This window comes from Cohnella sp. GCM10020058 (assembly GCF_042683485.1).
Classification (GTDB): Bacteria; Bacillota; Bacilli; order Paenibacillales; family Paenibacillaceae; genus Cohnella.
The window spans coordinates 478,540-493,759 of sequence record NZ_JBHUJV010000004.1 but is presented as its reverse complement, the minus strand read 5'-3'; the positions used below and the strand labels follow the sequence as shown (position 1 = coordinate 493,759).

At 61.1% G+C, this 15,220-nt stretch carries 9 protein-coding genes and 1 other annotated feature; of the genes, 3 read left to right on the top strand and 6 right to left on the bottom strand.

The genetic code is table 11. The features are described from left to right. Positions 1–4: 4 nt before the first annotated feature. Both ACFSR7_RS08530 and rpoE read right to left on the bottom strand, forming a co-directional pair. Positions 5–1,612, bottom strand: coding sequence for a CTP synthase (locus ACFSR7_RS08530; protein WP_378160520.1), 1,608 nt, complete (start codon positions 1,610–1,612; stop codon positions 5–7). A 298-nt stretch (positions 1,613–1,910) separates the two neighbouring features. Then, positions 1,911–2,501 (bottom strand): DNA-directed RNA polymerase subunit delta, encoded by a 591-nt coding sequence (gene rpoE / locus ACFSR7_RS08525; protein ID WP_378160518.1) that lies wholly within the window; start codon positions 2,499–2,501, stop codon positions 1,911–1,913. Between the two features lie 465 nt (positions 2,502–2,966). Between rpoE and ACFSR7_RS08520 the strand changes: the two genes are divergently transcribed. Then, positions 2,967–4,166 (top strand): S8 family peptidase, encoded by a 1,200-nt coding sequence (locus ACFSR7_RS08520; protein ID WP_378160516.1) that lies wholly within the window; start codon positions 2,967–2,969, stop codon positions 4,164–4,166. Between the two features lie 546 nt (positions 4,167–4,712). Here the strand turns inward: ACFSR7_RS08520 and argS (ACFSR7_RS08515) are convergent. Together argS (ACFSR7_RS08515) and ACFSR7_RS08510 are read right to left on the bottom strand one after the other, a co-directional pair. After that, a complete protein-coding gene (argS, locus tag ACFSR7_RS08515) occupies positions 4,713–6,386 on the bottom strand; it encodes an arginine--tRNA ligase (RefSeq protein ID WP_378160514.1) in 1,674 nt (557 codons plus the stop codon). Positions 6,387–6,390: 4 nt separating this feature from the next. Continuing rightward, positions 6,391–6,786 carry a DUF1934 family protein gene (locus ACFSR7_RS08510; protein ID WP_378160512.1) on the bottom strand — a complete coding sequence of 132 codons (396 nt, stop codon included), beginning with the start codon at positions 6,784–6,786 and terminating at the stop codon, positions 6,391–6,393. Between the two features lie 130 nt (positions 6,787–6,916). Continuing rightward, positions 6,917–7,170, top strand: a binding site (T-box leader). A 62-nt stretch (positions 7,171–7,232) separates the two neighbouring features. On the opposite strand from ACFSR7_RS08510, the gene argS (ACFSR7_RS08505) reads away from it, so the two are divergent. Further along, entirely contained in the window at positions 7,233–8,945 is a 1,713-nt protein-coding gene (gene argS / locus ACFSR7_RS08505) for an arginine--tRNA ligase (protein ID WP_378160510.1), read from the top strand. A 475-nt stretch (positions 8,946–9,420) separates the two neighbouring features. Here argS (ACFSR7_RS08505) and ACFSR7_RS08500 read toward each other — a convergent pair whose 3' ends face one another. Continuing rightward, a complete protein-coding gene (locus ACFSR7_RS08500; RefSeq protein ID WP_378160508.1) occupies positions 9,421–11,646 on the bottom strand; it encodes a methyl-accepting chemotaxis protein in 2,226 nt (741 codons plus the stop codon). Positions 11,647–11,836: 190 nt separating this feature from the next. Further along, positions 11,837–12,664, bottom strand: coding sequence for a polyamine aminopropyltransferase (gene speE, locus ACFSR7_RS08495; protein ID WP_378160573.1), 828 nt, complete (start codon positions 12,662–12,664; stop codon positions 11,837–11,839). Between the two features lie 245 nt (positions 12,665–12,909). On the opposite strand from speE, the gene ACFSR7_RS08490 reads away from it, so the two are divergent. Next, the gene (locus tag ACFSR7_RS08490) at positions 12,910–15,009 is read left to right on the top strand and encodes a transglycosylase domain-containing protein (RefSeq protein ID WP_378160571.1); all 2,100 of its coding nucleotides are present in this window, start codon (positions 12,910–12,912) and stop codon (positions 15,007–15,009) included. The last annotated feature ends 211 nt before the right edge of the window (positions 15,010–15,220 follow it).

Sequence of the window (15,220 nt, the reverse complement as noted above, 5' to 3'; positions counted from 1 at the left end):
ATAATCAAGATTCTGCGCCGACCAGCGCCGCCTTGACGAATTCGCGGAAAAGCGGCTGCGGACGGTTCGGACGCGAGATGAACTCCGGATGGAACTGCACGGCCAGGAACCAGGGATGACCCGGCAGCTCGACCATCTCCACCAGTCTGCCGTCCGGAGACGCGCCGCTGATCTTGAGACCCGTCGACTCGATGAGATCGCGGTACTCGTTGTTGAACTCGTAACGGTGACGATGGCGCTCGTAAATAAGTTCTTCGCCGTAGCATTCGGCCGCGAGCGTGCCCGGCACAATCTTGCAAGGATAGAGACCGAGACGCAGCGTGCCGCCCATGTCTTCGATATCCTTCTGGTCCGGCAGCAGGTCGATGACCGGATACGGCGTAGCCGAATGGAACTCGGAGCTGTGCGCGCCGTCCAGACCGGCCATGCTACGTGCAAACTCGATGACGGCCACCTGCATGCCGAGGCAAATGCCGAAGAAAGGCACCTTATTTTCGCGCGCATACCGGATCGCCGTGATCTTGCCCTCGATGCCCCGATCGCCAAAGCCGCCCGGCACGAGGATCCCGCCGACGCCGCCCAGCAGCTGCTCTACATTGGCAGGCGTAACTTCCTCGGCATTCACCCAGCGGATGTTCACTTCGGCGTCCGCATCGATGCCCGCATGCGCGAGCGATTCGACGATACTCAGATAAGCGTCGTGCAGCGCGACATACTTGCCCACGATCGCGATCTCCGTCGTACGCTTCAGCGACTTAACACGGTTCACAAGCTCGATCCACTCGTCCATATCCGGCTTGTCCGCTCCGCCAAGCTTGAGATGGTTCACGACATAGTCGTCGAGACCTTGCTCCTGCAGCATGAGCGGCACCTCGTACAGCGTCGAAGCGTCGCGGCACTCGATGACCGCATTCGCGTCGATATCGCAGAACAGCGCGATCTTGCGCTTGAGGTCTTCGGCCAGCGGATGCTCCGTACGGCAGACGATGACGTTCGGCTGGATGCCGATGCTGCGCAGCTCCTTGACGCTATGTTGGGTCGGCTTGGTCTTCACCTCGCCGGCAGCTTTGATATAAGGAATCAGCGTCACGTGGATGTACATGACATTGTCGCGGCCGATGTCGCTCTTGATCTGGCGGATCGCTTCAAGGAACGGGAGACTCTCGATATCGCCGACCGTTCCGCCGATCTCGGTGATGACGACGTCGGAGCCGGTCTCGCGTCCGGCACGGAACACGCGGTCCTTGATCTCGTTGGTAATATGGGGGATGACCTGCACCGTACCGCCCAGATACTCGCCGCGGCGCTCTTTGCTGATGACGGTGGAGTAGATTTTGCCTGTCGTAACGTTGCTGTTTTTAGAAAGATTGATGTCGATAAAGCGTTCGTAGTGGCCGAGGTCGAGGTCTGTCTCCGCGCCGTCGTCGGTAACGAACACCTCTCCGTGCTGATACGGGCTCATCGTGCCCGGGTCAACGTTAATGTACGGGTCGAACTTCTGGATCGTTACCTTCAGGCCGCGATTCTTGAGCAGACGCCCCAGCGACGCCGCCGTGATTCCCTTGCCGAGCGAGGAAACGACGCCGCCCGTCACGAATATATATTTGGTCACCCTCTGTCATACCTCCTGCATGTGCCCCTGGCATCATGTTAATGGTCTCCAAAAAAACAAAAAAAGTGACACCCAATTAAATGGGGGCACTTTTAAAAATAACGCTATTGAAATGCCTGCTTGAAAAGCCCAAGCATAAGTTTACCCGCTGACTACAGTGGTGTCAAGCCTCCGGAGCCCGCCGCGATCACGGCAGATCGAGCCTCGAAACGCCTGGAAAAAGACCCGAACCAAGCCGTGCGCTCGCCGCAGCCGGTCGCGGAAAGGGACGCCGATTCGGCGTCCCGCACGGCAGGAATTAACGTTCTTCTTCGTCGTCCTCTTCTTCTGCGTCTTCCTCGTCCTCATCCTCGTCGAAGCCGTCTTCCTCGTCGACTTCGCCTTCGATGCCTTCCTCTTCCTCGGACTCCTCGTCGATTGCGACTTCTTCTTCGGACTCGCCCGCTTCTTCGCCTTCTTCGAAGATCTCCTCGCGGTCTTCGTCGAACAGATCAAAGCCGCCTTCTTCCGCCTCCGTGAAGGTCTCTTCCTCGTCCTCGCCGTATAGATCCTCGTCGTCGAGATCGTCGTCGTCGTTGATGATGCGCGGACGCTTCGCGCCGCCCGTCACCGGATCGTCGGAGCGGTCGACCGGATACCAGCGCTTCAGGCCCCAGACATTCCCGCCGACGCATGCGAAGCGGCCGTCGATATTAATCTCTGTATACACCTGCGCGATAAATTCATTGATCTGCTCGGGAGAGAATCCCCGCAGCTTGGCGATCTCCATCATGAGATCCCGGTAATAGAACGGCGTATTGGCCGCCTTAAGCACCTGGAAGGCCAGGTCGACCATCGGCATTTCCCGGATCTTCTCGGCGTCGAACTTCAGGACGTAATCAGCGCTCACGCTCTATGTCCCCATCCTCTCTGTATGTTAAACGTTCTTATACCCCTCGGGCGTCAACCTTTAGTTAACCGCATTTGCCGTTAAAATGCAAGTACAACGGCCTGTGCAGAAGGCTTCGCACGGATCGCCCTTATATGCTTTTATTCGTCGTTTTCCGCAGGAACGAAGCGTCAGATGAAAGTTTCCGCGATCCGGGCTTGTCCTCCGCGACGCAGACGCCATTAAGCGAAGGCGCCTCGGAGCCGCGCCTTCGCTTAACCGACTGTACCCTTCCGCGCTCCTCGGGAGGAGGAACCTACATGGGTGCGAGAGTCTCTCCGGGGAAACTCCCACTTCATACTATGTGCCGGGATTCGAAATGACACCGCCTGTCGCCCAATTTAAACGGTTCCGGGCCATACTCCCAAGCTTTGCTCCGCCGGTACACATAGTATGGGGAATCTAAGCCGGGAAGGAGACCAGCACATGGACTCGAGCGCTCTCCTTCGCCTCCTCCGCCGCCTGCTCGCCGGCGGCGGAGAGCATGGCGCCAAAACGATCGTACGTTTCGCGAGCCACGAGGACGGCCGCAGGTTTCTCGCCAAGCTGGCCGCAAGGCGGTCTCGCGGTAAGGCGCTGCGCGCCGCTCGTCCGATCCGGGTCATCGGCGGCTTCAGCCTGCCGCTGCGCGCCGCCGCTCTTACGCCCCTGCTGAGTTACGGCTGTGTGTTGGAGGAAGACCGCAGCGTCAAGATTAGCCGCGCGCTGCCGAGGCCGTTCGTTCAGACGGACAGCAAGATGGACATTCCCTGGGGCGTGCGGCGCATCCGCGCACCGCAGGCCTGGAGCCGTACGACAGGACAAAGGGTAAAGGTCGGCGTAATCGACACCGGCGTCGACTTCAGCCATCCCGACCTTCGCCACGCCTTAAGCCGCGGCATCAATCTCCTGCAGCGGGCCTCGCTGCCGCATGACGACAACGGGCACGGCACCCACATCGCGGGGACGATCTCAGCCGCGAATGCTTCGCGCGGCATGATCGGCGTCGCGCCGCGGACAGAGATTTACCCCGTGAAAGCGTTCGACACCGACGGTTCCGCTTACGTATCCGACATCATCCTCGGCATCGAGTGGTGCGTCCACCACGGCATGGACATCGTCAACATGAGCTTCGGCATGCCGAACCGGAGCGAAGCGCTGCTGAAGGCGGTGGAGAGCGCGTACAGGGCCGGCGTGCTGATCGTCGCCTCGTCGGGCAACGACGGCAGGAAAGGCCGGATCGACTATCCGGCCGGCTTCGGGCACACCGTCGCCGTCGGCGCGCTCGACCGGCGCGGACGGATCGCGCGCTTCACGAACCGCAGCGCCGCCATCGACATCTACGCCCCGGGCGCAAAGGTGGAATCCGCCTGGCCGAACGGCCGCCGCCGCGTCATGAGCGGCACGTCGATGGCGACCTCGCACGTGACCGGCGCGGTTGCGCTGCTGCTGGCGCTCCGGCCGGGGCTGTCCCCGGGCCGGATCAAGGATATCCTGCGCCGATCTGCCAAGCCGCTCGGATACGACAAAGCTCCCCAGGGAGCTGGGGAGCTCGATGTGCTGCGCATGCTGGAGATCGCGGGCGAGTCTTCCGGCGGAGCCGGGGGGCCGCCGGGGGATCGCTCGGCAAAGTCGAAGGTACTGTAGCGAGAGCGGACCTTCGCTAACTATGCGTTTATGCGCAAGCGATGCGCTTTGAAGCTTAGCGGCATCAAATGCCGCTAGCGCTTATCTACACTTGGCCTCCGCCGCCCTTAGCGGCATGAAATACCGCTAACGCTCGCAGCTCGCCGTCCCGTGTAATTTTAGCGGCATGAAATGCCGCTAACGCCTACATACATTGGCCACAGTCCGCCTTAACGGCATGAAATGCCGCTAAAGTTTGCAGCTCGCCGTCTCAGTCGCCTTTAGCGGAAAAAAGTTCCGCTAACCGGCACTCTCTCACCATTAAAGGAGCTTTAAAGGAAAATACTTCCGCTATCGGCGGCAAATTCACCATCTCAGGAAACGTTAGCGGAAAATACTTCCGCTATCGACGGCATCTCCACCGCCCCAGGGGCCGTTAGCGGAAAATCATTCCGCTATCGACTCCTCCCCCACCGCCTTAGCTGCCCTCGGAAAATACTTTTTCCATTACCCACTATTCCAATGCTCTATCGGTGCCCAATAGCGGCCGCCTGCCGCCAAGCCCTACTACATCTGCTCCGGCGCGGATACGCCGATCAGGCGCAGGCCGTTAGCAAGCGTGTGACGCAGCGCGGCCAGCAGTTGCAGACGCGCCTGGCTCTGCGCAGCATCCTCCGTGATGACCCGCTCGGCGCGGTAGTAGCTGTGGAACAACGCCGCCAGCTCGTACACGTAGCGCACGATATGGTGCGGCGCGTAGTCCTTCGCCGAGTCGGCGACGACGGCGGGAAACTCGCCCATTTTACGCAGCAGATCGTACTCGTGCTCGGCAGCGAGCAGCTCCAGGTTCGCCTCGGCCACAGGCAGCACTGCGACGCCCTGCTCCTCCGCCTGGCGGAATATACTGCAGATGCGTGCGTGGGCGTACTGCACGTAGAATACCGGATTCTCGTTGGACGTCGAGACGGCCAGATCCATATCGAAGTCCAGATGCGTGTCCATGCTCCGCATCGTGAAGAAGTAGCGGATCGCGTCGACGCCAACTTCGTCCATCAGGTCCTCGATCGTGATCGCCTTGCCCGTACGCTTGGACATTTTAACCTTCTCGCCGTTCTGGAACAGACTGACCATCTGCGCGATCAGCACGGTCAATTGCTTCGGATCGTGGCCGAGCGCAGCCATCGCGGCCTTGACGCGCGGGATGTACCCGTGGTGGTCGGCGCCCCAAATGTTGATCAGCTCGTCGAAGCCGCGCGCGAACTTGTCCATGTGATAAGCAACGTCCGGCGTCAGGTACGTGTAGCTGCCGTCGTTTTTAACGAGCACGCGGTTCTTGTCGTCCCCGAACGCCGTCGTATTCAACCAGACTGCGCCCTCTTCTTCATACACGTGACCTTTCGCGCGCAGCGCTTCAAGTGCGGCTTCCACCTTGCCCGTCTGATAAAGCGAAGTCTCGCTATACCAGCTGTCGAAGCTCACGCCGAACCGGCCGAGGTCACGCTTGATCTTGTCCAACTCGCGCTCGAGGCCGTAGCTGCGGAAATAGTCGAAGCGCTCTTCCTCCGTCTTTTCCAGCAAGCGCGCGCCTTCGCGCTCTGCAAGCTCCTTGGCGAAGCCGATAATATCTTCGCCGTAGTAGCCGTCCTCCGGCATCGCCGCATCCTCGCCGAGCGCCTGGCGGTAGCGCGCCTCGATGGAACGGGCCAGGTTGTTGACCTGGTTGCCCGCGTCGTTAATATAGTATTCGCGCGAAACGTCGTAGCCCGCAAACGCGAGCACATTGCACAACGCGTCGCCGACCGCGGCGCCGCGCGCGTGGCCGAGATGCAGGCTGCCCGTCGGATTCGCGCTGACGAATTCGACCTGCACTTTGCGCCCGTTGCCTGCGTCCGTACGGCCGTAACCGCCGCCCTGCTCCAGCACGGATGCGACGACAGGCAGCAGATAGCGCTTGTCCATGCGGAAATTGATGAAGCCCGGACCCGCGATTTCCGCGGACGTGACGTTCGCCTTCGCCTTGTCCAGGTGCTCGATGATCGCGGTGGCGATCTCGCGCGGATTTTTCTTCGCAATGCGCGTCAGCTGCATGGCCGCGTTGGTGGCCAGGTCGCCGTGCGCCTTGTCGCGCGGCACTTCGATGACGATCGCCGGCACCTGCTCCCGCTCCACGACCCCCGCGTTGACCGCGGCTTCCGCGATCGCTTCTTTTAACACCTCGTATGTCTGCTCCAGCACGTTCATGAACTTATTCCTCCTGTATATCCAGTCCGATCTCGAACCGGCCCATCTCCTGATCCTCATTGCGCATATCGTAGCGCCAGAACAGCGTACCGCCGGCATCCGTTAACGCCGCCGTCAGCTCGTGCGTGAAAGCCTCCACGGCCATCGAGCCCTGGGGCAAGCGCACCGCGCCCGGCGTCGCCGCGCCCAGCCGAAACGTCTGCTCCACGCCGACCTCTCCCTGCCGGACGACGCGCACGTCGCCTTTTAGGATCGAGACCGTCATCGCATCCGGGCAACGCAGCACCCAGCCCGTCGCCATCCGGAACCACTGCCCCGTCAGCCGCTCCTCCGACCATACGCCGGATTCGCCGCCGTGCCGGCTGCGGAACACGACCGTCACGCGCCTGTAGTCCGGCATTCCGATCCGCTCCCGTCTGTCCGATTGTCTGTTATTACTATATACACAACGCTCTTTGAATTCAACGACGGAGGGCGCTCGCCCCTCTTGCCCCCGCCGCCCTCGGCATGCTATGATATGGGCCAATATCCGATCGACGATGAACGGGAGAGTACCGGATCGTATAGCCGTACCAGAGAGCCGGAGGGGTGGAACCCGGCACGGCGGGATCTTCGGGAAGCGGACCCGGGAGTCGGTCGCCCGAACCGGCGAGGCGTCATGGCCTCAACTCCGGCAGTAGGGCGATCCGGCCATGCGGCCGTTATCCTATCGAGCGGCGTCCGGCGCAGACCATCTGCCCGGGCGCTATAAGAGTGGTACCGCGGACTAACCTCCGTCTCTTGATGAGACGGGGGTTTTTTGCGTTCGGATTGTGCGTCTCGAATAAAGCGAAGGAGGACATCGACATGCTGTTAGAACAAGCCGCAGCACTGCTGCAACCCCACGTACCGTTAGAAAAGGAGGCGCTGCTCCGCCGGCTCGAAACGCCTCCGGAGCCAAAGCTCGGCGACGTCGCATTCCCTTGTTTCGTCCTGGCGAAGCAGCTTCGCCGCGCGCCGGGCGCAATCGCCGCGGAGCTCGCCGATACGCTGTGCGCCGCCGGCAAAGGCGTCCGCGCCGAGGCAGCGGGCGGGTACGTCAATCTGTTTTTTGATCCTGCCGTCTGGTTGGATCGAATCGTCGACGCGGCGATCAAACCCGACTACGGGCGCAGCGACGAAGGCCGCGGTCAACAGGTCGTCATCGACATGTCTTCGCCCAACATCGCCAAACCCCTCGGCGTCGGCCATCTGCGCTCCACAATGATCGGCAATGCGCTGGCCAACCTTTACAGAGAGACCGGGCATGCCGTAACGACCGTCAATCACCTCGGCGATTGGGGCACCCAGTTCGGCAAGCTTATCGTCGCCTACCGCCGCTGGGGCGGCAAGGCAGCGCTCGATGCCGATCCGATCGGCGAGAGCCTGCAGCTTTACGTCCGTTTCCACGAGGAAGCGGCAGCGAATCCGGAACTCGAGGATGAAGCAAGAGAAGCGTTTCTGCGACTGGAGCAGGGGGATGAGGAGACGACCGCGCTCTGGCACTTTTTCGTCCAAGCGAGCATGAAGGAGTTCGAGCGCGTCTACGCACGGCTCGGCGTCCGATTCGACGCGGTGCTCGGCGAGAGCTTTTATAACGACAAGCTGGAGCCTGTATTGGAACGTCTCCGTACGCTGGCGCTGCTCGAAGAGAGCGACGGGGCGCTCGTCGTCAGGCTGGACGAGGAAGGGCTGCCGCCTTGCCTGATTCTCAAGAAAGACGGCGCCACGATCTACCCGGTCCGCGACCTCGCGACCGCGATTTACCGCAAGCATGCGATGAAAGCGAACCGTCTGCTGTACGTCGTCGGTGCCGAGCAGCAGTTGCATTTCAAGCAGGTGTTCGGGGTACTCGGGAAAATGGGAGAACCGTGGACGGGAGACTGCGAGCATGTGCCGTTCGGACTCATGACCGTGGAGGGCAAGAAGATGTCCACCCGCAGGGGAAAGGTCGTCTTCCTGGACGAGGTGCTGGACGAAGCGGTGCGCAGAGCGCGCGAGATCATCGCGGCCAAGAGCCCGGATCTGCCGGATGCGGACGAGGTCGCCGAGGCCGTAGGCATTGGCGCGGTCGTGTTCGGCGATCTGAAAAACCGCAGGCAACTGTCCATAGACTTCAAACTTGAAGAGGTCGTCAGCTTCGATGGCGAAACGGGACCTTACGTGCAGTATACGCACGCGAGGATCGCCAGCCTGCTGCGCAAGGGCGGCTTCCTGCCCGAACCGCCGCTCGGGGAAAAAGGCGCGAACATCTCGGTAGAGGGCGTCGCCATGGCGGAGGCTGCTTGGGCTTGCGCCAAGCGACTCACGCAGTGGGGCGTTGCAGTGAGCGAGGCGGTGCGGGACAACGAGCCGTCGGCCGTGGCCCGTTATCTGCTGGAGCTGGCGCGTGACTTCAATCGCTTTTACCACGACGGAAAAGTAATCCAGCCGAACGACGAGCCCGGCACGCAGGCGCGCTTGCGTCTGTCGGCGGCGGTCGGCTCCTTGCTGGGCCGCGGCTTGAAGCTGCTGGGCATTGCCGCGCCGGAGCGCATGTAAATGTAGCCGGCAAAAGGACGGATGAGTGCGTTTCGGCGGGTGCGTTAGCGCCCAAAAGCAAGCCACGGACTCACCAGCTGCCTCACCCGGCGACAAATGTCCGAAGATAGCCGATCCGCAGGTGCCGCCTTTAGCCGAAAAATCCGGCTATCTCGCGCCTTGCCGAGCCCCAGGCACCGACGTTAGCCGGAAAAACCGATTATCTCGCGCCATATTGCCGACGTTAACGCCCATATGCGCTTATCTGCCCAGTCTGGCGTGCTGCGGAGTTGGCGTTAATGCCTAATTGCGCTTATTGGCATCTTTCCGAATGTTGCGAAGGCGGCGTTAGTGCCCATGCGCACTTATCTTCAGCCGCAGGGCACGCACAGCAGGCGTGTTAGCGCCTATACGCACTTATCTCCAGCTGCAATGCCCGCAAAGCAAGCGCGTTTGCGCCGCAAACGCGCTTATCTCCGCGGAACGCCCTCCACGACTAACGAACCCGCGTCTCCGTCAACTGGAACTGTCCGACCAGTTGCCGCAGGAAGGCGGTGATGCCTTCGACGCTGTGCGACGTATGCCGCACGCCGAGGATCTCGCCGAGCAGCGCCTGCACCTTGGTCTCGACCTCGGCAGAGATGGCGCGGTTCTCCTTGCTGACGTCGGCGATCTTCTCCATCAAGGCGACGACCTCGTCCACGACCTGCGTCTTCATCGCTTCCTCCGACTTGGCAGCGACGAGCGTCTCGGATGCAACGGCGACAAGCTCCGTGCCTTCCTCAACCACGCGGGTGCCCTCTTCCATCGAGGCGGAGGCAAGCTTCGCGTGGTCGTATATTTTGGCCACGATCGCGTTGACTTCTTCCGTCGACCGCCGCGTCGAGTCGGCCAGCTTGCGAATCTCGCCTGCGACGACGGCGAAGCCGCGCCCGTGCTCGCCGACGCGCGCCGCTTCAATAGAAGCGTTAAGCGCGAGCAGATTGGTCTGTGCATTGATCTCCTCGATGACCGAGAGCACGCTGCGGATCTCGCCTGCCGTATCGATGAACAAGCGGATCGTGCCGTTCGTCTGCGCGACGCGGTCCGAGATCTGCGACATTTTGCCGCCGATCCGTTCGACCTCGCCCTGCGCGACTTCGATCTGCACCGCAGCCTTCCGTTCGAGCTTGGCCAGCGTCTCCCGCATCTCGCCGGCCACGTCCTTGGCGACGTCGATATCCTTCAGTTGGCGGCGGAGACTGCGGATCATATCGTGGATGCGCTCGCTGACCCGCTCCGTCGAACCGGCCGTAGAAGCGGCGGTCTCGTACATGAGCCGCTGGCTGCTGGATACATCGGATGCGGCAAGCCGCACCTGCAGCATGATGCCCTCGAGCGAGTCGATCATATTGTTAATCCATTTCGCCAAGTCGCGAATTTCATCGTCGTCGTATTCTGCCGTTCGTATCCGCTGCGTCAGGTCGCCTTTGCCTTCGGCATTGATCCGGATGAACTTGCTCAGGCTTCGCAGCGGCTCGGACACGCGGCGGTCGCTCCTGCGATTTACCAGCGTGATGCCACCCCAACCGGCGGCCAACGTCAAGGCAAGCTCGCATAAGGCTGTCCATACGGGGGACAACTCAGATGAGAGATAGCCGACAAACGCCGCCGATAATACCGAAAATGCGACGACTCCGAACCACAACGGCTTCGCAAGCCGCACCGACACGCTGCGAATCCGGTACACTTCCTCCAGATCTCCCTCGCACATCATGCCCCACCGGTCCGGACAATGCGGCAGCTCGAAGGTCACCCCTTTGCCGATGACGGGAATGTGACGGTAATCCGAGTAGCCGGGAAATTCGACGAACAGATTGCTGCCGTTGCGGATCGTGCTGGCGACCCCCGGATGAAGCTGTCCGGTGGCCGGATCGGTGAACACAAGCTCGAGTTCGGTATGCTCCTTGACGGACACGATGCCCCAGTCGGTGGTGACGCCGTCCTTCAGGTTTTCGCCATGGGTAAAGGTCCTGTCCTCGAACCGGCTGCGCGACAGCGCGGTGCCTGGCGCAATGTGCGTGCTCAGCGAGGGCTTTGCCATGAACAGGTAGTTGTCCCCCGAATCGGGATAGACATGGCCGGATTCGCGCTGGATGAGGTCCCCGATGACGTCGTTCGGCACTCTTCCGCACAATGCGCCCTGCCACTCGCCATTTTCCGCGAACGGCAGAATGAAGAGCAGGGTCATCTTGTCGTGAAACGCGGATGAGCGGGCTCCGATCTCCGCCGTCATCGGATCGGGGTAAGGACCGTACAGGCAGGGACGCGCGCCGATGCCGCCGCCTTTCGCATAATCCATGCCTGCCGCGAATCCGGCGCCGCTCTTGTACGACCGCCCCTCGTGGGGCGGATGCGTCGAATAAACGACCGTTCCCGCTGCATCGGTCACAAAGATCTCGGTAAAATCGATCGCGCGCGTATATGCCGAGCCGATCAGCCTTTCCATCGCTTCGCGGGCGGCCCCGCTGCCGGCTGGCGACGAGCCGCTATCATGCGACCGAAGCTGCTCCAGCAGCCGGTCCAGGTGACGCCAGTAGTCCGTCGTCCAATCCTTCAAGAGCTGCATTCTCGTCTCGGCAATGCCTTCGAAGATCTCCTCGATGTCTCGCTTCAACCGCTTGTTGAGCCTGTACGACCACCATAACGGGAGTCCTTTTTTAAACCCGAGCCAGTCGAACATGCCGCCACCCCATTTATGTATATTATGTAAGTAATAATAACATTTAAAATGATGAATTTCCTCACATTTCCGAATGTTTGCGCTCAAAATATTAAATAATGTTAGTTTTTGTAACGCATACATGGTTCTGCACATACAAAAAGCCCAACTCCATATGGAGCTGGGCCCATCCTGCATCGTTGGCGCCGTATTATTTGGTCAGATCCTCAACGAACTTCGGCAGCGCGAAGGCTGCGTGGTGCAAGCGAGGCGTGTAGTACTTCGTGTCGAGCTCCGGCAGCTGGGAAGCGTCCACTTGGAGCGGATCGTGCTTTTTGCTGCCCATCGTGAACGTCCACAGGCCGCTCGGGTACGTCGGAATGTTCGCCGTGAACACGCGCACGATCGGGAACACTTCCTTCACGTCGCGGTTTACGCTTTGGATCAGGTCCGCTTTGAACCAAGGATTGTCCGTCTGCGCGACGAACAGGCCCTCTTCCTTCAGCGACTCGTAGATACCCTGGTAAAAACCGCGCGTGAACAGATGCGCCGCGGGGCCGACCGGCTCGGTCGTATCCGCCAGAATGACGTCGTACGTGTTTTTATGATCGAGAATATGCTTGAAGCCGTCGTTCACCTGTACGTCTACCCGCGGATCTTCGAGCTTGCCGGCGATCGAGGGCAGATATTGCTTGGAGTATTCGATGACCTTGCCGTCGATGTCGACGAGAACCGCCTTTTTCACCTTCGGATGCTTCAGCACTTCGCGGATGACGCCGCCGTCGCCGCCGCCGACGACCAGTACCTGCTCCGGATTCGGATGCGTGAACAGCGCGGGATGCGCGACCATCTCATGGTAAACGAACTCGTCCTTGACGGTCGTCATGACCATGCCGTCCAGCACCAGCATGTTGCCCCACTCTTCCGTCTCGATCATCGCCAGTTCTTGAAAATCGGTTTGCTCGTGTACGTATGTTTGCTTGATCTTCGCCGTGATGCCGAAGTTTTCGGTTTGCTTTTCGGTGTACCACAATTCCATGGAGGACATGGGATCCCTTCTTTCCTGTCGGATTCGACTAAACAAGTTGTATTATAGGGGATCGTGCGCAAAAAGCAATGCAGATTTGGACGGGTCTGGAATAAGAGAAAGCCGTCTTTTCCATAATAAGGGGTGAGTGTGTTCGGAATGTAACGTTTAACGTCGACCTGTGTCAGACGAAAAGAATCGCTCGGCGCAAAGCCCGCAAAATTCGCATACGGCGCAAAGGAGGGTTCGCATTGGATATGCAATCGGAAGGAAGGGCGGCCGGTCGGGAGGCCGGCGGCGCTCCCGTGCGCGCGGAGACGCCTCCGCGACCCGAACGCCCGGAGCGGGCAGGCGGGGGCAAAAGGCGCAGACTCGGTTGGCGGATGGCGCTCGCCATCGCCCTGCTGCTGCTCGCGGGCGGGGTCGCCGCTGCCGAGCTGGCGCTCCGGTTCGGCAGTCTGCCAATGGCCGAGATGCCGCAGTCGACCCGCATACTCGACATGAACGGCCAGGTGCTGTCCTCCCTGCAGGGCGGCGTCAACCGGCGGACGGTGACGCTGCGCGAGATCTCGCCCTGGCTGACGAAGGCGACGCTGGCGGTAGAGGATCGCCGGTTTTACTCCCATTCAGGCGTCGATCTGCGCGGACTCGCGAGAGCAGCCTGGGTCGACGTGCGCCATCTGTCCCGCGAGCAGGGGGCAAGCACGCTGACGCAGCAGCTCGCCCGCAACCTTTATTTGAGCCATGAGCGCACTTGGACCCGCAAAGCCAAGGAGGCTTGGTACGCGGCCATGCTGGAGCGCAAGTACAGCAAGGACAAGATTCTCGAGATGTATCTGAATCAAATCTATTACGGCAACGGCGTTTATGGCGCCGAGGCGGCGGCGCAGCTCTACTTCGGCAAGCCGGCCGCCTCGCTTACCTTGGCGGAGAGTTCCCTGCTCGCCGGCATTCCGAAGGGACCGCGCTATTATTCGCCGTATACGCGGCTGCCCCAGGCGCTCCAAAGGCAGCGCATCGTGCTGCAGTCGATGGAGGACAGCGGCGCGATCGATGCGCAGCAGCGGAGGCAGGCGCTCGCCGAGAAGATCGTCGTCCGGCCGATGCCGGACAACCGCGGGCAGAGCGCGCCGTACTTCGCGGACTACGTGCGGAAGCTGGCAGCCAGCAAGCTCGGCATCGAGGAACGGCTGCTCAACGAAGGCGGACTGCAGATTTATACGACGCTCGACAGCCGGATGCAGCGCGAGGCGGAAGCGGCCGTAGAAAAGCAGATGCCCAAGAACAGCCAGCTTCAGGCCGCCCTCGTCTCGATCGATCCCGCGACGGGATACATCAAGGCGATGGTGGGCGGCCGACATTACGTGGACAATCCGTACAATCGGGTCTTCGCGGCTACGCGCCAGCCCGGCTCTTCGTTCAAAGCGGTCGTCTATGCAGCTGCGCTCGAGAGCCGCGCCGTTACCGCCGCGACGACCTTCCGCAGCGAGCCGACCGTCTTCTACTACGACGACTATCGCAAAGTGTACCGGCCGAGCAATTACAACAACCGCTATTTCGGCGCGGACATCGGACTGCGGCAGGCGATCGGCACGTCCGACAATATTTTTGCGGTCCAGACGCTTATGAAAACCGGGCCCGAAAATGTCATCGCGATGGCACGCAAGCTTGGCATCGACGGCAAATTGGACGCGGTGCCGTCTCTCGCGCTCGGAACGTTCCCGGTGAGCCCGTACGAGATGGCCTCGGCCTATGCCGTGTTCGCTGCAGGCGGCGTAAAGCGGGAACCGACGGCGATCCTGCGCATCGCGGACAGCGGCGGGCACACGTTGTACGAAGCCCGGCCGAAGACGGAACAGGTCGTGTCGCCGGCGCTTTCCTATGTGCTGACCGACCTGCTGGGCAGCGTGTTCGAGCCCGGCGGTACCGCCCGGCGCGTTGCCCATCTGCTGCACCGCCCGACTGCCGGCAAGTCGGGAACGACGAGCTCCGACGCCTGGTTCGTCGGTTACACGCCGGACCTGGTCACGTCCGTCTGGGTCGGCTACGATAAAGGACGGGCGATTACCTCGAGCGAAGCGCACCGAGCTGCCCCTATCTTCGCCGAGTATACGGAGGCCGCGCTGGCGGGCGTGGAGCCGCACGCCTTCGCTATACCGGAAGGCGTCGTCTCGACGGATATCGATCCCGCGTCGGGGCTGCTCGCGTCCGTCGCTTGCCCAGCGCGCGTGCACGCCGCGTTTCTGGCCGGCACGGAACCGACCGGCACCTGCGGCCAAGGTCCCGAAGCAGCGGACCAAGACGGCGGCGGACCGAAGTCGCTCTGGAGCAAGATACGCGGTTGGTGGAAGAGCTAGTGTGCTAAGACGTTGTGGCATCGCTATTTCGAGCTTGGGACGATCATTTCGGCTGATAAGCCGATGGCGTATCGCTATTTCGAGCTTGGGACGACCATTGTGGCGAATAAGACGCTAGCGCATCCTTATTTTGACTCCAGGACGATCTTTCCAGCGAATAAGACGCTGGTGCATCGTTATTTGGACTCCAGGGCGATCTTTCCGGCAAATA